The organism is Erythrobacter sp. MTPC3 (genome assembly GCF_042854385.1).
Classification (GTDB): Bacteria; Pseudomonadota; Alphaproteobacteria; order Sphingomonadales; family Sphingomonadaceae; genus Erythrobacter.
Map to the genome: position 1 here is coordinate 97,040 of NZ_BTGP01000010.1, position 17,889 is coordinate 114,928.

The 17,889-nt window shown below is 60.9% G+C and carries 16 protein-coding genes; 8 read left to right on the top strand and 8 right to left on the bottom strand.

Annotation, left to right across the window (positions count from 1 at the left end; translation table 11 throughout):
- The first annotated feature begins 104 nt into the window (after positions 1-104).
- Positions 105-2,201 carry a malate synthase G gene (locus ACGHU1_RS13830; RefSeq protein WP_390587881.1) on the top strand — a complete coding sequence of 699 codons (2,097 nt, stop codon included), beginning with the start codon at positions 105-107 and terminating at the stop codon, positions 2,199-2,201.
- A gap of 74 nt (positions 2,202-2,275) precedes the next feature.
- Positions 2,276-2,806: a hypothetical protein gene (locus tag ACGHU1_RS13835; RefSeq protein WP_390587883.1), complete on the top strand. Its 531-nt coding sequence runs from the start codon at positions 2,276-2,278 to the stop codon at positions 2,804-2,806.
- Here ACGHU1_RS13835 and ACGHU1_RS13840 read toward each other — a convergent pair.
- From ACGHU1_RS13840 to ACGHU1_RS13860, 5 genes are all read right to left on the bottom strand, one after another.
- Complete coding sequence (locus ACGHU1_RS13840; RefSeq protein ID WP_390587884.1) at positions 2,803-3,915, bottom strand: cystathionine gamma-lyase; 1,113 nt, start codon at positions 3,913-3,915, stop codon at positions 2,803-2,805. The two genes, ACGHU1_RS13835 and ACGHU1_RS13840, sit on opposite strands and share 4 nt — an antisense overlap.
- Before the next feature lie 118 nt (positions 3,916-4,033).
- Entirely contained in the window at positions 4,034-4,855 is an 822-nt protein-coding gene (rsmA, locus tag ACGHU1_RS13845) for a 16S rRNA (adenine(1518)-N(6)/adenine(1519)-N(6))-dimethyltransferase RsmA (protein ID WP_390587886.1), read from the bottom strand.
- Complete coding sequence (gene pdxA / locus ACGHU1_RS13850; RefSeq protein ID WP_390587887.1) at positions 4,848-5,873, bottom strand: 4-hydroxythreonine-4-phosphate dehydrogenase PdxA; 1,026 nt, start codon at positions 5,871-5,873, stop codon at positions 4,848-4,850. The genes rsmA and pdxA overlap by 8 nt, the downstream gene beginning before the upstream one ends.
- An 11-nt stretch (positions 5,874-5,884) precedes the next feature.
- On the bottom strand, positions 5,885-7,243 hold the full coding sequence (locus tag ACGHU1_RS13855) for a peptidylprolyl isomerase (RefSeq protein WP_390587888.1): 1,359 nt from the start codon (positions 7,241-7,243) through the stop codon (positions 5,885-5,887).
- 221 nt (positions 7,244-7,464) lie between these two features.
- Positions 7,465-9,723, bottom strand: coding sequence for an LPS-assembly protein LptD (locus tag ACGHU1_RS13860; RefSeq protein WP_390587889.1), 2,259 nt, complete (start codon positions 9,721-9,723; stop codon positions 7,465-7,467).
- 199 nt (positions 9,724-9,922) lie between these two features.
- Here ACGHU1_RS13860 and ACGHU1_RS13865 point away from each other — a divergent pair, with 199 nt between their 5' ends.
- The 5 genes from ACGHU1_RS13865 to ndk all read left to right on the top strand — a co-directional run bounded on the left by ACGHU1_RS13865 (position 9,923) and on the right by ndk (position 13,044).
- Entirely contained in the window at positions 9,923-11,380 is a 1,458-nt protein-coding gene (locus ACGHU1_RS13865) for a leucyl aminopeptidase (RefSeq protein WP_390587891.1), read from the top strand.
- Positions 11,381-11,395: 15 nt separating this feature from the next.
- Positions 11,396-11,533 carry a DUF2256 domain-containing protein gene (locus ACGHU1_RS13870; RefSeq protein ID WP_390587893.1) on the top strand — a complete coding sequence of 46 codons (138 nt, stop codon included), beginning with the start codon at positions 11,396-11,398 and terminating at the stop codon, positions 11,531-11,533.
- 9 nt (positions 11,534-11,542) lie between these two features.
- Positions 11,543-11,977, top strand: coding sequence for a DNA polymerase III subunit chi (locus ACGHU1_RS13875; RefSeq protein ID WP_390587895.1), 435 nt, complete (start codon positions 11,543-11,545; stop codon positions 11,975-11,977).
- Positions 11,978-11,994: 17 nt separating this feature from the next.
- Positions 11,995-12,501, top strand: a complete 507-nt coding sequence (locus ACGHU1_RS13880; RefSeq protein WP_390587897.1) for a hypothetical protein — start codon at positions 11,995-11,997, stop codon at positions 12,499-12,501.
- Positions 12,502-12,621: 120 nt separating this feature from the next.
- Positions 12,622-13,044, top strand: coding sequence for a nucleoside-diphosphate kinase (ndk, locus tag ACGHU1_RS13885; protein WP_390587899.1), 423 nt, complete (start codon positions 12,622-12,624; stop codon positions 13,042-13,044).
- A gap of 62 nt (positions 13,045-13,106) precedes the next feature.
- On the opposite strand, the gene ACGHU1_RS13890 is transcribed toward ndk, so the two are convergent.
- Genes ACGHU1_RS13890 through purM form a run of 3 tightly spaced genes read right to left on the bottom strand, consistent with a single transcriptional unit; the run spans position 13,107 to position 16,451 of the window.
- Complete coding sequence (locus ACGHU1_RS13890; protein ID WP_390587901.1) at positions 13,107-14,345, bottom strand: sulfotransferase; 1,239 nt, start codon at positions 14,343-14,345, stop codon at positions 13,107-13,109.
- Positions 14,345-15,325, bottom strand: a complete 981-nt coding sequence (purN, locus tag ACGHU1_RS13895; RefSeq protein ID WP_390587902.1) for a phosphoribosylglycinamide formyltransferase — start codon at positions 15,323-15,325, stop codon at positions 14,345-14,347. The genes ACGHU1_RS13890 and purN overlap by 1 nt, the downstream gene beginning before the upstream one ends.
- Positions 15,318-16,451, bottom strand: a complete 1,134-nt coding sequence (purM, locus tag ACGHU1_RS13900) for a phosphoribosylformylglycinamidine cyclo-ligase (RefSeq protein WP_390587903.1) — start codon at positions 16,449-16,451, stop codon at positions 15,318-15,320. Before purM ends, purN begins: the two co-directional genes overlap by 8 nt.
- Positions 16,452-16,603: 152 nt before the next feature.
- On the opposite strand from purM, the gene ACGHU1_RS13905 reads away from it, so the two are divergent.
- A complete protein-coding gene (locus ACGHU1_RS13905; RefSeq protein ID WP_390587905.1) occupies positions 16,604-17,878 on the top strand; it encodes a heavy-metal-associated domain-containing protein in 1,275 nt (424 codons plus the stop codon).
- Positions 17,879-17,889 lie beyond the last annotated feature (11 nt).

Sequence of the window (17,889 nt, forward strand, 5' to 3'; positions counted from 1 at the left end):
GGCTAATCCCGCTTGTCCAAGCCGTTGCAATACACGCCGGATTTCGCCATATCGCGCTCCGTCCTCCTCCCCAGGACCCTTTTCAAGGAGTCACGAGGACCACTATGACTACGCATATCAATCGCGCCGGGCTTTCCGTCGACGAAAGCATCGCCCAGTTCCTCGAAACCAGGGTGCTTGCCCGCCTTGGCCGTGACCCCAGTGCATTCTGGGAGGGCTTTGCAGCGCTGCTGGCAGATTTCGCTCCTCGCAACGCCGCGCTGCTTACCAAACGCGAGGATTTGCAGGCGCAGATCGATGCATGGCACGAAGCGCGCCGAGGCAAGCCGCATGAGGCTGACGAATACCGCGCGTTTCTTGAGGAGATCGGATATCTGGTCCCCGAACCGGGCGATTTCACCATTGGTACGCAGAATGTCGATCCCGAAATCGCGACAATGGCGGGTCCGCAGCTGGTCGTGCCGATCCTCAACGCCCGCTTCCTGCTAAACGCTGCCAATGCGCGCTGGGGCAGTCTGTACGATGCGTTTTACGGCACCGATGTGCTGGACGCGCCGCCTGCAAAGCCGGGCGGCTATGACGAAGCGCGCGGGGCCGCGGTGATCGCGCGTGGACGCGAATTCCTCGATAGCGCGCTGCCGCTTGTGGACCAGAGCTGGGCCGATCTGGCAGACGAGAATGATGGCAAGCTTCAGGATGAAAGCCAGTATGTCGGCAAGACCGAAAAAGGCCTGCTGTTCGTCAACAACGGCTTGCATATCGAAGTCGTATTCGACCGCGATACGCCCGTAGGAAAGACGGATAAGGCAGGCATTGCCGATATCATCGTCGAATCCGCACTTACCACGATCGCCGATTGCGAGGATTCGGTCGCAGCCGTCGATGCAGAGGACAAGCTGCTGGCCTACACAAATTGGCTCGGCATTATCGGCGGCGAACTGGAGGAAAGCTTTGAAAAGGGCGGGCGCACGCTGACCCGGAAACTCAATGCGGACAAGGATTACACCGCTCGCGATGGCTCCGCGAAGTCGCTGCCGGGGCGCAGCCTGATGTTTGTGCGAAATGTCGGCCATCTGATGACCAATCCGGCGATCCTGCTGGCTGACGGCAGCGAAATTCCCGAAGGCATCATGGACGCGGTTTTCACCAGCGCGATCAGCGCGCTCGACGTGGAAGGCCATGCGAAGTTCGGCAATTCCAGGCATGGCAGCATCTACATCGTGAAACCCAAGATGCACGGGCCGGAAGAATGCGCCTTCAACAACGACCTGTTCGATGCGGTGGAGGACATGCTTGGCCTGCCGCGCTACACGATCAAGGTCGGCGTCATGGACGAAGAACGCCGCACCAGCGCCAATCTGGGCGCGTGCATCCATGCCGTGAAAGACCGCATCGTCTTCATCAACACAGGCTTCCTTGACCGCACAGGTGATGAAATACACACTTCGATGAAGGCGGGGCCGATGATGCGCAAAGGCGCGATGAAAGGCTCTGCGTGGCTCAAGGCGTATGAGGCGCGCAATGTCGCTATCGGCCTGAAACATGGCCTTTCGGGCAAGGCGCAAATCGGCAAAGGTATGTGGGCCGCGCCGGACCTGATGGGCCAGATGATGGAAGAGAAAATCGGCCATCTGCGCGCCGGTGCCAACACCGCATGGGTGCCATCGCCGACCGCCGCAACGCTCCATGCGCTGCATTATCACCGCGAAAACGTGTTCGATATCCAGAAGTCTTTGCCCGAAGCTCCCGGGCTGGACGCGCTGCTCACGATCCCGCTGGCCGAAAACACGAATTGGCCTGAAGAGGAGCTGCGCGATGAACTGGATAACAACGCGCAGGGACTGCTCGGCTACGTCGTGCGCTGGGTCGATGCCGGTGTCGGGTGCTCCAAGGTGCCGGATATCAACGATGTCGGCCTGATGGAGGACCGCGCGACGCTGCGCATATCATCCCAGCATATCGCGAACTGGCTGTATCACGGCATTGTGAACGAAGATCAGGTGATGGACAGTCTGATCCGGATGGCGGCAAAGGTTGACGCGCAGAACGCGGCAGACCCCGATTATACGCCGCTGATCGGCAATGAGGATGGCGCAGCATTTCGCGCTGCCAAAGACTTGATTTTCAAAGGGGTGGAGCAGCCATCAGGCTATACCGAACCGCTTCTGCATCAATGGCGGCAGGTCGCAAAATCGGACTGAGCAGCTCGGCGCTAAAGATATTTCCAACATTTTCGTGCTAAAACACATCGCAATCAGCGCGAGGGCGAAGGAAAATGGGCGAAATTGCCGAGACGATTTACATGTCTTTTGTTGGCGCGATCAGTCTCGGCTTCTTCATGTTTGTCGGGGGCTACATCATCTACGCCTCGAATTCGCGCTGGCGCGAGTTTGAAAGCGTCTATCCAGCCCGCGACACTGCAAAGCCGATGGATCACAAGATAACCGGAATGGTTCGGATCAGCCAACCGGGCTTTCGCTGGGGGCACCTGTCGGGCGATCTCAAATCGCACCGCCACCCGCCCGTTAATGTCAGTGTCGATGAAAAGGGCCTGACCCTATCGATTGTCCAGCCGTTCAAATATGGCAGCGGGGATCTGTTTCTGCCGTTCGATGAAATGACGATCGAGCCTGCCGAATGGGACTTGCTTAAAAAAGCATACGGCGTGCAGATGGAGCGCGTTGAGGGGGTCGAAATCCTGATGTTCGACAACATCCTGGAGTGGGCGGCCGAGCGGTCCGAAGTGCTTACCCTGATGCTGAAGCGGGCCGAATTAATCCGCTCGCTCGAGGCGGAAAAAGCCTAGTCCAGACGATTGAGCGCCTGCTCCATATCCGGCCACAGCGCATCTAGCGGCTCGCACCCGACCGACAGCCTCAGGAACCCCGGAGCGACCGCATCGCCCCAGCGCGCACGGCGTTCCGCGGTGGTGTGCACCCCGCCAAAGCTGGTGGACGGCACGATATAGCGGGCGTTCTCGATAAAGCCGTCGGCTGCCTCGGCATCTGTAAATTCCATGCTGACCACTGATCCGAAACGCCGCATCTGCCGTGCTGCAATTTTGTGTCCGGGATGGCTCGGGAGGCCGGGATAGGAGACATTGCTGATTGCCGGATGCGCGCTCAAACGCTCGGCGAGGGCCAGCGCGCTGTTGCACATCCTTTCAAACCGGACATCGAAGGTCTTGAGCCCGCGATAGGCGAGCCATGCCTCGAAATGTCCGGGTATCGCACCAACCAGTTTTCGCCACGTGCGCACCTGTTCCGCAATAGCCTCATCGCGCGTCGCGACATGGCCCATCAGCACGTCAGAATGCCCGTTCAGCGCCTTTGAATCGGCGGCGACAACCACATCTGCACCCAGATCGAGCGGTCGCTGGACCAGGCATGTCGCGGTGGTGTTATCGACCACAAGCAGCGCCCCTGCCGCCTTTGCCCGGCTGGCGATCGCGGCGATATCGACCACGTGCAATTCTGGATTTGTCGGTGTCTCGACAAAGAGCATCGCGATCCCGTCAAAATTACGGCCTTCAAAATCGCGTTGCGGGCAAAATTCCACATTTACCCCGCGCGGCGCCAGATAAGTGTCGGCCAGCACGCGGGTGGCCATATATCCGTCAGACGGCAGCAACACCGTATCGCCGGTCTTAACCGTGCCCATTACTACAGCGGCAATGGCCGCCATCCCCGAAGGAAATGCGATGCACGGCGCATCCTCCAGCGTTGCCAGCGCATCTTCAAACGCGCTCCATGTCGGGTTGGTCCAGCGGCCATACTGATGCTCCGCCTGCGGTTCGCCGGGCAGGTAGTACAGGCTGGCGGGCGCAATTGGCGGCATTAACGGATCGCCCGGCTCCAGCGTTTCAGCGCGGTGGTGCAGCATGCGGGCGAATGTTTCGTCAATCGGGTCGGTCATTGGAACGGCTCTTTATATGCAATCATGAACCCTTTCCAGCGACATCGCGGGTGCCGGGTGTCGCTGCCTAATCCTCGGCTAGGCACGTGTCCGCAATCCATGCGGGTGGTCCGATTGGTCAGCTAAGTTCGGCAGCTATCGCGACGAATTCGGTGACGCTGACAGTTTCTGCGCGGCGTGTTTCGTCGATCCCGAGTTTGGCCAAGGCATCCAGCGCACCGGGCACACCTTTCAGGCTTTGACGCAGCATCTTACGGCGCTGGCCAAACGCGGCTTCGGTCAGGCGCTCCAGTGTCCGCGCTGACACGCCGGATGGAGCCGATGCGGGCGTAACGTGGACAATCGCGCTCATCACCTTGGGCGGAGGGGTAAATGCGCTGCGGTGGACCTTCATCGCCAGTTTGGCCGATGCGCGCCACTGCGCCAGCACAGCGAGCCGACCGTATGCGCCGCTGCCTTCTTTCGAGACGATGCGCTCGGCAACTTCGCGTTGGAACATCAGGGTGAGCGATTGCCATTGCGGCGGCCAATCCTGACCTGATAACCATTTAACGAACAGCGCGGTGCCCACATTATAAGGCAGGTTAGAGAGGACGTGAAATGGCTCACCCCCCATGATCTCGCCGTGGTTAAGCTTCATTGCGTCGCCGTGCAGAACGGTTAGCTGGCCGGGGAAAGCCTCATCCAGTTCGGCAAGCGCCGGGAGGCATCTTTCGTCCATTTCGATCGCGGTGACTTGGGCGCCTGCGCGCAGCAAAGCGCGCGTCAGACCGCCGGGACCGGGGCCAACTTCGAGGACTTTCGCTCCGCGCAAATCGCCGGGCAGGGCGGCAATGCGGCCCAGCAATTGCTCATCGAGCAGGAAATTCTGGCCAAGCGCCTTTGACGCGGAAAGGCCGTGGCGCGCGATGGTTTCACGGATCGGGGGGAGATCAGCCAACGGACGCAGCTGCCCGCGCGCGCGCCATGTCCCCGGCCATGCGGATCGCCGCGCACATCGCGCCGGCATCCGCCTTACCCTGACCGGCAATGTCGAAGGCCGTGCCATGGTCAGGGGAAGTGCGAATGATCGGCAGGCCCAAGGTGACGTTCACGCCTTCATCGAACTCAAGCGCTTTCAGCGGGATCAGCGCCTGATCATGATACATGCACAGCGCCGCATCGTAGGCGCCGCGCATGATCGGTGTGAACAGCGCGTCTCCTGGAACCGGGCCAATGACATCGAAACCCTCCGCCTTGAGTGCCGCAATCGCAGGTTCGATTATGCGCGCTTCTTCATCGCCGAACTGCCCGCGTTCGCCCGCATGCGGATTAAGCCCGGCAATGGCGAGGCGCGGCTGCTGGAGGCCAAAATCGCGCCGCAGCGCCTTGGCCACGATGCGCGCCTTGTGCGTTATGAGTTCCTCGGAGAGCCGCGCTGGCACCTGCGACAGCGCAAGATGCACCGTAAGCGGCACGGTGCGCAGTGACGGCCCGGCCAGCATCATGACGGCGTCGTCGGGGCCCAGATTGCAGGCTGCGGCAAGGAATTCAGTCTGGCCGGGAAAGTCGAATCCGGTTTCCATCAACCCTGCCTTTGCCACCGGCGCGGTCACCACCGCCGCCGCGTCGCCTTGCAAAGTAAGCAGCGTTGCCCATTCAAGCGATGCGCGTGACAGCTGCGCGCCGGTCAGGTCGGGCTGGCCGGGAGTGTAGGGCGCGTCCAGGCCTGCCAGAACGGGCAATCCTGCCGCGAAAGCCTCGGTTGCCTCATGTGGCTGCGCAATCGGAATTATGGTGCACCGGGCGCCGCAGGCGAGCGACGCAGCCCGCAAAACCTCTAAGCCGCCGGCGACGAAGAATGGCGCACAATCGCCCTCGGCACCGCGCAACCTGTCATAGCTGGCGGCGATGATCTCCGGCCCGATACCCGCCGGATCGCCGAGCGACACGGCCAAGGGGAACCGGGGAGAACTCACGCGCGGATGGCTCAGTTATACTCGATAAATGCGTCGTTGCGCAGGTCGCGCAGGTAACGCTGGGCACGCTTGTTGATCCGCTCTTCCTCGATCTGGCTCATCACCGCGTCGAACGTTGGTGCGCCTGCATCTTCGGGATCGTCGCGCCCGCACAGCATCAGAACGCGCACGCCTTCTTCGGGGCTGCCAAACGGCGGGGTGATCTGGCCGATCTGCAATTGCAGCAGGATATTGCGAAGCTGATCGGGCAGCGAACCTGCAGTGATCTGGTCATTGGCAACCACGGTCGCGCCAAGTTCAGTTCGCGCACGCTCTGCATCGGCGCACCCGCGAAGGGTCTGGACGAAGGCGGCGAATTCGTTAACGCGCGCCTCGGCCGCTTCCTGCGTTACATCGGGCGCAAAGCTGATCGAAATCTGGCGCAGGCTTAATAGCGCATCATTGGGATTGGCCATGAGAACCTGGCGTTTCTCAATAAGATAGAGGATCGAAAACCCGCCGGGAATTTCGATCGGACCATTCAGCTGTCCGGGCTGCATCTGGCTGGCCGCACTGCCAAGGGCAGGGGGAAGCTGGCCGAGACGGATCCAACCAAGATCGCCGCCGACAACCGCCGTAGTCGCTTCGGAAAACTGGCGTGCATAGGCGACAAAGCTGCCACCCTGACGCAGCTGCTCTACGATCTGGTTCGCGTTTTGCAGCACTGCGGCGCGGTTTTCATCTGTAGCGGAAAGGTAAATTTCGCCGAGGCGGTATTCATCGGTTCCGCGCGATTCTTCCATCCGCGCGAGGACATCGTTCACTTCCTCTGCGGATACGTTGACGAACGGTGTGATGTTGCGGCGGAGCAGGTTTTCCCAAGCCAATTCGCCTTCGATCTGGCGTTTGAGCGCGGCGGGCGATGATCCGATCGATTCCAGATATTCCGCCATCCGTTCGGGGTTCTGACCGAAATTCTGCGCCGCCAACTGGTTATAAGTCTGCTCGACCCGGGCGCGCTCTGCGGGGAGGTCCAGCGCCTGCGCGGCCTGAATTTTCAGCGTCTCGTCTATCAGGTTGCGCAGAACCTGCACGCGCAGCCGCTCCAGTTCTTCCGGTGTGACATTCGCCTCCGATGCGGAGGTGACCAGTGCGACGCGCTGCGAAATGTCGGTGCCTGTAATGACGTAGCCATTGACGACAGCAGTGGCGGATCGTTCGCCAGTTTCTTCATTGCCGAAGATCGAGAAATCTTCCGGGATGCCGAACGGATTGTCGGACGTCGGCGTGGCCTGCGATTGGGCGCCGGCAACCATCGGAACAGCAGCCATGCCGATCAGGCCGGCAGCCATGAAAGCGGCGCAGCTCTTGGAGAAAAACTTCTTCGTCACGTAATCAATCCCAATTCATTCTGCCGCGCCATCAGGGCGCAAAACTATGGTGAATATTCAAGTTTGCGCGGCCCCTCTCGCGCTGTTTGGCAGGTCATGTCACCGCTCTGCTTAACGAAGGCTGAGCGCCGGTCTGCACCTGTTGCAGCGCCTTTAACCCGTTTTTTGGCGCATGCCAATTCGTGAGGGTGCGTGTTTGCCGGAAAGGCGCGCGACGCGCCCTAGCGGAAGCCGAGATTTCTGAGGGCGAAGAACAATTGGAACGTGTTGCCGCGTTCGGCATCGCCCGCCGTAATGAAATCGCGCCGCCATGTCAGGCCAAACTCGATGCAGTCATCGCTGTACGCGACGCCCAGACGGGTGCGGATAGGCTCGAACCCGTCGGGTGCGAAAGTCGGGTCTTCGTCTGCGCCGGTCAGGTTGAATACGCCCGAGCCGAATGCCGACCAATGCGGACCGATAGCCACACGCGCCGCAGCGCGAAATTCTTCGCGGTCCTGCAGATCCTCGACTTCCTGTATGTCGCGGTTGAGGCGCAGGTAACCCACTTCGAGATAGGTGCGCTGCGAACCGATGGTCGCGTCGATTTCATTACGGCGCACGGCAATGTTGTCCTTGTCCAGCCGGAACCGGTGGGTAAACTGGACATAATCGCGCCAGCGCACTTCTGTCCGCCCGACAAAATCGGAGAACTTGTCCGACAGGCCGGTGCCGTCGGGAAAAATCGTGCGCTCGTTATCGAGGCGGTATGACTGGCCGATATTCGTTTTGATCCGCCAATCCGGCTTGGTCAGCGACCAATCCAAGCCGTAGGTCATGCGAACGCCGTCCTCTACCCGGTCATATCCGGGGAAACGGTTGAGCGCGAAGAGGTTCGAATCCTCAAGGTCGATGGCGCGCGCATCTTCGTTCGGCACGTCGAGATTTTTGATCGACGGGCTCGCGACGAACTGCACGCGCGGCGTCAGAACCTGAGTCCCGCCGAACGTTTCGCCGACAAATGGCCATTCGATATCCAGCGCAGCCGTCGCAATGCCGCGCGTGGTCCAGCCTTCATTTCCGCGATAGATATCGGTCTGCGTCGCAAGGGTGTTGTCGGTGTGATAGACATCGCCGCGCACCAGGCCAGTCAGCGTGACGACCTGGCCAAGCCCGGTCAGCCGCCGCAAATCCCATTTCGCCCCGGCAAACGCGCGCTGTGTATCCTGACCGTCATTGCGGATCAGGGCGAGCGTGTTCGCCTGAAGCTGTATCTGCCCGCCCAGCAGCGGATCATCGATATTGTGCCGGTAATCGAATGCGGGAAGCGCAACCGGGATCTGTCCTTGCTCGGCATTGATCCTCAGTGTCTGGGTCGCCCATCCGGCCAGCGAAAGGTAGGAATCGTCGTCAATCCGCTCAAGATTGATGGTCGAGCGCAGGCGGTCATCGCGGCTAAGATCATACCGCCTGAGGAAAGTGCGGTCGCTTGCCAGCCGAACCGATCCGGTGAGGCTCCATTCGGGGGTGAACTGGAATGTGCCATTTGCAAACAGATAGCCGCGCGGGTCGGTTTCGCTTGTCGGGACACCGGTGAAATCGGAAACACGGGCCGATGCGGTCGCATAGCCAGTGATCTGGTATGCGCCTTTATCGGTAAGGTGGCGCCACTGCGCGTTCACCATCGGCGCGACCTCGGTGAAGACGGTTGCCCCAAGCGTCAGGTCTTTGTTGTCGGCCAGCCGCCAGTAATATTCGCCTGACAGCTCAAGCCCGTTGACCTCCGATATGCGGACATTGGGCACCAGAAAACCGGAAACTGCACTGCCATCTGTGCGTAGCGACAGGCCGGGCAGGGGCAGGATGCGCGCGCCAAACAATTCGAGCATCGCGCCTTTGAAACGGACCTGATTGGCTTCCGGATCAAATGTCACGCGGTTGGCGGTGATGCGCCAGCTTGGGTCTTTTGCGCAGCCTTCTTCGTCGCTGACCGCGCAGGCCGTATACGCTGCATCCGTAAGCACGATCGTGCCATCATCTCCGCGCGCACCGGACCGCGCCGCCAACCTTCCGCCTGCCCTCAATGCAAGCAGCAGGTCATTCATCGCGCCCGCTTCGAACTCGTCGGTCAGTTCCAGCGTTTCGGTGTAAAGCTGGTTGCCGCCGTCATCGACGAAACGAATGTTGCCGCTCGCCATGATTTGCCCGGTGCCTCGGTCCCACACGACTTCGTCCGCGCGGACGGAATTGTCGGCGCTGCGAAGAATGACATTCCCGCGCGCTGTGACGGTATCGGCTTCGCTGTCATAGCTGAGCTGGTCCGCCTCGAAGTCGATGGCATCGCCGAGCGCCGCTTCGTCCGTTAAAGCCAGCGGCGATTGCAGCTGTTGATCGGCGCCTTCCGCCTGCGGATCGGCATCGCGCGATTCTTGCGCGGCGGCAGTCGCACCCACTGTCAAAGCAGGCACAGCAAGCAGCGCAAGGCCTGCCGGCCTTGTCATACAGCGCACCAATGTGCCGATTGCGACCAACCTGCCGACCTTTCAAGCTCGTGACGTGGCTTGCCTATTGCATCGCTCGCGCTTAATCGCAATCGCCATTCAGGGCCGGATACCTTGGTGCTGTTCGCACGCCTCGCGCGTTCGGTAGAGCGAGGCAGATTAATCCGGCCAAAACGCAGAACTTTCCGCGGGAGCTCCCATGCAAATCCATTTCGTCGACACACCCCCAGCCAATGTCCGGCTGACCGCTCGCATCGTGAACCAGGGCGATAGCCTGACAGACCTTGACGCGGCCATTGCCGACGGGGCGAAGGCCGCCCGTTTCAAAGGTCGCGCCGGACAAGTGTTTGATGGTTTTGCGATGGTCGACGGGACGTTGTCACGCATCGCCCTGTCAGGTGCGGGCGAAAGCGCCGATGACAATCGCCAGCTGAATGTCGAGCGTGCCGGTGCGGCCCTGACGGCGAAATTCCTGACTTCGGGCGAAACCGATATGGTCATTGATCTGGGCCATGCGAATCTTTCGGGCAAAGAAGCCGCTGCGGCGCTGCTAGGCCTGCGTCTTCGCAGTTGGCGGTATGACACCTACCGGACAAAACTTGCCAAGGAAAAACGGCCCTCGCTGACCAAGGTTCACGTAATCGGCGCGCCATCGGGCACCGAAACCGCGTGGGAAGAGGCTTCAGCGATTGCCAAGGGCGTTGAATTCACCCGCACGCTCGTCGCGGAGCCTGCCAACATCCTTTATCCAATCAGCTTCGTCGAACGCTGTGAAAAAGCATTCGCAGGGACTGGCGCCGAAATCACCGTGCTAGGCATCGAAGAGATGGAAAAGCTGGGCATGGGCGCATTGCTGGGCGTGGGCATGGGTTCGGAACAGCCATCCCGGATGCTTGCGATCCGCTGGAATGGCGGCAATCCGGGTGACAAGCCGACTGTGTTTGTAGGCAAGGGCGTTACCTTCGACACGGGCGGCATTTCGCTGAAACCGCCTCCCGGCATGGAAGATATGAAGTGGGATATGGGCGGCGCTGGTGCAGTGGCGGGCGGTATGCTCGCACTGGTATCGCGCAAGGCAAAAGCCAATGTCGTCGCGGTGATGGGCCTGGTTGAAAACATGCCCGATGGTAAAGCGCAGCGCCCCGGCGATGTCGTTACCACGATGAGCGGGCAGACCGTCGAAGTGCTCAACACCGATGCTGAAGGGCGTCTGGTCCTTTGCGACGCGCTGCATTGGGCGCAGGAAGAATACGACCCTGCGCGCATCATCGATCTGGCAACGCTTACAGGCGCGATGATCATTGCGCTGGGCCACGAACATGGCGGGCTTTTCTCTAACAACGATGCGCTTTCGGAGCAGTTGCTCGGCGCTGGCAAAACCGTCGGAGACAAGTTGTGGCGACTGCCGATTGGCCCTGCCTATGACAAGTTGATCGACAGCCCGATCGCTGACATCAAGAACGTCGGCCCGCGTCCCGCTGGATCGATCACCGCGGCCCAGTTTCTGCACCGTTTCATCCGCAAGGATACGCCGTGGGCGCACCTCGATATTGCGGGCATGGTATGGTCGGACAAGCCCGGTCATACATGGGACAAGGGTGCAACCGGATACGGTGCGCGCCTGATCGACCAGCTTGTCAAAGACGTCGCGGAGTAAGTTTTCGTGGGGCGGATGCGCAAGAAATCGGATCTGCCCTCGAAAATCTGCGAGACCTGCGGGCTGCCGTTTACGTGGCGCAAGAAGTGGGAGCGGGACTGGGACAATGTCCGCTACTGCTCAGAACGCTGCAAGCGAAACAAGAATGGTTAGAACCCGGGCATGAAAGTCGATTTCTGGCAGCTGTCCCGCGATCCGGCGGAAAAGGTGTGCGCCCTGATCGCCGAGCGTGTGCTCGGATCGGGAGAGCGCATGCTCGTCGTAAGCGCGGATGCAGAGCAGCGCGAGGCGATCAGCAAATCGCTTTGGAAATCCGGCCCGACCAGCTTTCTTGCCAATGAAGAGGCTGGCACCGCCGATGACACCCGCCAGCCAGTGTTGATTGCTGCTGATCTCCAAAACGCAAATGGTGCAACGCATGTCATCTATGCTGATGGACATTGGCGCGATGCGGATGGTTTTGCGCGCAGTTTCCTGCTCTTCGATGACACCACGGTGGAGCAGGCACGGGCCACCTGGCGCTCGCTAGACGGCAAGGATGGTCTGGAGCGAGCATTCTTCCGACAGGAAGACGGGCGCTGGATAAAAGTCGCATAGTGGAACGTGGGGGCAAAATGATCAGGGCGGCAGTCGCGGTCGGCGGCTGCTTTATCCTGAGCGCGTGCGACGCAGAGCGAGCAGGCGATGAGGCGGATCAGGCCGAGCAAACCTTGCGCTATTCCATCGACCCAGAAACGGGCGAAACCGCAGCCTCGATTGAAACTGAAAGCGGCACTGCCACAGTCCGTTCAGGGGCCGATGTGCCGGTCGAACTGCCAGCCGGATTTGCTCTGTTTCCAGGGGCGGAAATCATGTCGAATACTCGTTTCGACGAAGACGGCGGAAACCGGATTGTGCTCTTGACCTTCGCAAGCGATGCGGCCCCGTTAGAGATCGCAGCATTCTACCGCGAGGCGGCTGAGGCGGCGGGCTTTGCCATCATGATCGACACCGCGCTAAACGACGGCGCGCTGATGACCGGGGAGAACGAACAAGGCGCTGTATTCACGCTCAGCACGTCGCGCCGGGACGACCGGACGATCGGCCAACTGACAACCGGGCTGGGCAGTGCCGCCCGATGACGCGCCATCAAACACTTGAATTGCCGCGTCCACACAGCTAAGCGCGCGCCGGAATTCGATACGCCCTGTGATAGGGCAACCCCCGGCGCAAAGACGCGCACATTTTCAAGGATAGATACCATGGCGGTCACCCGCACCTTTTCGATCATCAAGCCCGACGCAACCCGCCGCAACCTGACCGGCGCCGTCACCAAAATGCTGGAAGAAGCCGGCCTGCGCGTCGTCGCGTCCAAGCGTATTCACATGAGCCAGGAACAGGCCGAAGGCTTCTACGCCGTGCACAAAGAACGCCCGTTTTTCGGCGAGCTGGTCGAGTTCATGATGAGCGAGCCAGTGGTCGTTCAGGTTCTCGAAGGGGAAGACGCGGTCAAGCGCAACCGCGACATCATGGGCGCGACCAACCCGGCTGATGCTGAAGCAGGCACAATCCGCAAGGAACACGCCCTGTCGATCGGTGAAAACACTGTCCACGGTTCGGACAGCGAAGAAAACGCGAAGATCGAAATCGACTACTTCTTCAACGAAGACGAGATCGTCGGCTGAGCGGCACGTTCGACAAGCACACGAAAAGGGCCGTCCGGTGGGGCGGCCCTTTTTGTTTGTGATCAACCAGACAGATTTGCGCTGCGGGCGAAATGCGCCAGCTGCTGTGAGTGCGCGCGGTGGTGGCCATCTTCGCTTCCAGCCATTTCGCGGCTCATCAATGCCAGTGCCTCGCCAGACAATTCCATGCCCAGATCGCTGTAAGTCCTGCGAATTTCGCTTTCCCAATCGGCGTTGAGAGCATCGAAGTTCAGGCGCGCGACCGGACCATTCCAGCCTTTTAGCGCAGCACCCATCCGGGCCTCGCGCAGGGCAAGCTTGCGCCGCCATTCATTCTCGATCCAGCCAAGGTCGCAGCTGTCGCACTGGATTGCCATCTGATTGGCGACGAGGGAAACCGCGCTTCGAAGCACTGCATCGTTTTCGCGCTCTGCCAACACCAGCCGGGCGTCGGGGAAAAGCGCCAGCAGCGCAGCAAGATCTTCGGAGAAAGCGGGCACTTTCATCACGCGGGGACGGTCCGCCAGACCACGGTGCGCCGCATCGGTTTTGAGCATGCGTGCAAATTCGCGGTAAACAGGGGCCGGGTCGCGCGCCTCGCTAAAGGCGGAATAGCTCGGGATGCGCCACTGCGATTCGTAAATCGAATGGTTGAGAGCCGCAGCGATCCAGCCAAGCTCTTCCTCGACCTCGCCGCTCGCCATGGGATGAATGGTGTCGATCCACGGGTTGATCCGGCGCATCATCATAAGGTCGATTGCGCCTTTTAACCGGCGCATATCGGGAAAGCTCGGCACCGGGTGCGAGGCATCGCAGTACCGTGTTGCCGAATGCGCGGGGTCTGCGGCCAGCAATTTGTGAATGCGGGTCGTCCCGCTGCGCATATGGCCGATTACGATGATCGGCGGGGCAAGTTTTGTTGCGAGCAGCTCCGGGCGACCGGACCAAAGCGCACCAAATCGCAGGCGGTTGCGGATGACCCGCACCAGCTGGCCCCAAGCCATCGCGCGGCCAATCGGATTCAGGTCCGCCTCTGCCATGATCGCCCGCGTCAATTCCGAAAGCCGAAGACGAAAATCGGCAACATCGCCCGGATTACGCCCGGCAATCTCTGCTTCACCAGCCTGCGCGCCAAGGCTTTTCGCAGCCGCTGCCCAAAGCTCCTCCGGGTCAAGCGATGGAGGAGGCAACCACCCCCTGCTCCACGCCTGTTTCAGCCAGCCGTTGGATTTATCGACAATTGGCGCGCGCGCCAGCGGGTGGGACCGTTGGGGCAGGGAAGGGGCCGCGCGCGTCGCCATCAGAACATGTCCGCCGCATCGCGCAGCTTTGTCAGGCGGGCAGGCGCGACGCTGCGCCAGCTTCGTTCAAGCCAATCAGCCACGTGATCCCAATCGACGCCGGGGCGATTCAGGATCAGCCCGACCCAACCGCTCGCCCCGTAATAGGCGGGTTTGAAGTAGGTTTCGGGATGCGCCTCGACCAGGTTCAGCAGTTCATCGATTCCGCCGGTTTTGACGAGCACCGCGATATGTTCGCTGCCGTGGTGGTTTTCGCTGAAATGGGCGAAGAATTTTCCCGATTTCTCGGTCCCGACCCGAAAGGCGGGCAAGCCGTGGCTGTCGCGCGAGTGCGACTCGGGCAGCGCCAGTGCCATCTCGCTGACCCGGTCGTAAAGATATCCGGCATCGTAGCTGCGCGAGACGTAATCGGCGACAGCGCGGGGATATAGCTGGTGCTCGGCATATTTTACGCGGTCTGCCAGGGTTTCCGGCGTTTCGCCGCTGCGGACGGCGACGCGCGCCTGCGCCAGCACTTCGCCTGCATCCAGCTCAGGCGTGACGATATGCACGCTGGCCCCGGCATGGCTATCCCCCGCCGCGATGGCGCGAGCAAAGGTGTCCAGCCCCTTATATTTGGGCAAAAGCGAAGGGTGGATATTGAGGATGCGGCCCTCCCAGCGGCGCACGAAATCATCGGACAAGATTCGCATATACCCGGCAAGAACCAAATATTCCGTTTCCGCGCTGACCAGTGCCTTTTCCATCGCCGCATCATGTTCGGCGCGGCTGTGACCTTTATGCGAGTGCACGAAGGTCGGCACGCCTTCTGCAGAGGCAATTTCGAGCCCTGCAGCATCCTCGCGATTGCTGGCGACCAGCACGATTTCGTAAGGGCTGGCGTCAAGCAGGCTGGCATAGAGCAGGGCGGCCATATTGGTGCCCGTGCCCGAGATAAAGATCGCGACTTTAGCTTTTCGGCGGAGCGCCTTGTCAGCCAAGATGCGTGGCCTCCCAATCGCTGGTTGTTGACCACGTGCCCCGCGATCCGCGAACAGTGCAGCCTTTTTCGCCTGCTTCGATTGATCCAACGCGGACCACTGTTTCGCCTGCTTCGCCCAGACGGGCTGCGACCTTGTCTGCCTTGTCCGCGTCAACGGCTAGAACCATGCCCACGCCGCAATTGAAAGTGCGCGCCATTTCGGCAGGCTCGATATTCCCTTGCGCCTGAAGGAACGCCATCAGCCGGGACTGGTCCCACGCATCGGCATCGACCCGCGCGTGTGCACCGTCCGGCAAGATACGGGGGATGTTCTCAAGCAGACCGCCGCCAGTGATATGCGCGAGCGCATTGATCTGCCCGTCACGCACCACCGGCATCAGGCTTGCGACGTAAATACGGGTCGGTTCGATCAGCGTATCGATCAGCAGCCGCTCCTGATCGAACACCGCTGGGCGCTCCAGTTTCCAGCCAAAATCCGCAGCAAGTTTGCGTACCAGCGAATAGCCGTTCGAATGCACACCGGACGATGCAAGGCCCAGCAGGACGTTGCCGGGCGCGACCTTCTCTCCGGTAAGCTGCTCCCCGCGTTCAACCGCGCCGACGCAAAACCCGGCAAGGTCGTAATCGCCGTCGCTGTACATGCCCGGCATTTCAGCAGTCTCTCCGCCGATCAGTGCGCAACCGGCCTGTTTGCACCCCTCTGCAATGCCCGCGACGACCCGTTCTGCGACACCGTTTTCGAGGTGGCCGGTTGCGAAATAATCGAGGAAGAACAATGGCTCTGCCCCCTGAACTATCAGATCGTTCACGCACATTGCCACCAGATCGATGCCGACCGTGTCATGGCGGTCATAATCAATCGCCAGTTTCAGCTTGGTCCCGACACCGTCATTGGCCGCGACCAGCAGCGGATCGGTGTAGCCCGCCGCTTTGGGATCGAAAAATCCGCCGAAACCGCCCAGTTCGCTCGTCGCCCCAGGGCGGGCGGTGGCTTTCGCCAAGGGAGCGATGGCTTTGATAAGCGCGTTTCCGGCATCGATGGAAACGCCTGCACCGGCATAGGTGTAGCCGTTCTTTTCATGCGCTTGGCCCGATTTGTCGCTTGAACCCGTCTCAGAAGTCATACAATCCTCAAAATCATGCCCATGCGTTTAGCCTTTCCCGCTTGGAATTCCACTCGCCTTTGGGCAAAAGGCGCGTGATTTCCCCGATGGTTACGCCAAACACCCTTTCAGGCCCCTCAGCGGAGGCCCTTTTGCCGAGGATCGCGGCTGCGATGCCGCGCCTTTCCGCGCCGGTCACACCCGCCGCCCGGTATGGCTTAGCCGCGCTGATCGCGCTTGTCCTGTTGGGCGGAACATACGCGATCGTGCTGGCTCAGGTCGCAGGCGAGCGCGGGATTGCGGCCACAGCGTCCTCTGCCGATTTCGAGGTGCGCGGGATCGAGGTCGATGAACGGAGCGACAGCGGCGAGGAGGCCCGGCAGGAGGCGTGGAAACGTGCACAGCGGCTTGCATGGCAGCAACTCGACGGTCCTCCCGTATCCGACAGCCAGCTTTCCAGCATGGTGTCATCCATTGTAATTCAGCGCGAGCGGATCGGGCCGAAACGGTACATTGCAACGCTGGGTGTAATTTTCGACCGTCAACGCGCTTCGCGATATCTGGGCGGAGTGACGACAGCGCGTTCGTCGGCGCCGATGCTGCTGGTACCGGTGATGGCGAACGCGGGCACTTACACGGCATTCGAACGCCGCAACGACTGGCAACGCGCCTGGGCGGAATTCAATCCGGGCCGCAGCCGGATCGATTATGTCCGGCCCACAGGCGCTGGCGGCGATTCGCTGCTCCTCAATTACGGACAGGCGGGACGCCGCAGCCGCGCATGGTGGCGCACGACGTTGGACCAATACGGTGCTGCCGATGCTCTGGTGCCTATCGCGCGGCTGGATTACCAATATCCCGGCGGCCCAGTGACAGGAACGTTCACGGCGCGTTACGGACCGGATAGCCGTGTTCTAGAATCGTTCAAGCTGACTGCCGCCGGCCCCGGTGCTGTGCCCGACATGCTGGGCGATGCAGTCGACCGGATAGATGCCATTTACGAATCCGCCTTGGTTGAGGGCAAATTGCAGCCCGATCCGACTTTGCGATTGGGAGCATCGGGCGAGGTTGATCCGGCTCTGCAGCGCCTGATTGAAATTGGCCGCGCCATCCGCGCCCGCGAAGCAGCTGCCGCGAACGCTGCAGAGACTGCCGCCACTGCGGAGGCAAATATCGCCTCGACCGGCACGGAAACGCCCGCACCAATCGCTGCCAGCAATTATGTGGTGCAATTCGCCTCTCCCGATGCGGCTGCGTTTGGGGAGGCGCTGTCCGCTGTGCGCGGCTCTACCGGGGTGCGCGGCGTTGCAGTTACCAGCACCGCGATGGGCGGCACCTCGGTCATGCGCGTTACCTATGCCGGCAGTCTTGATGAACTGGCTGCGTCGCTGCGATCGCGCGGGTTCACTGTGCGTCAGGGCGCAAACGCTCTCGCCATCAGCCGTTAAGCCCTGCGGTC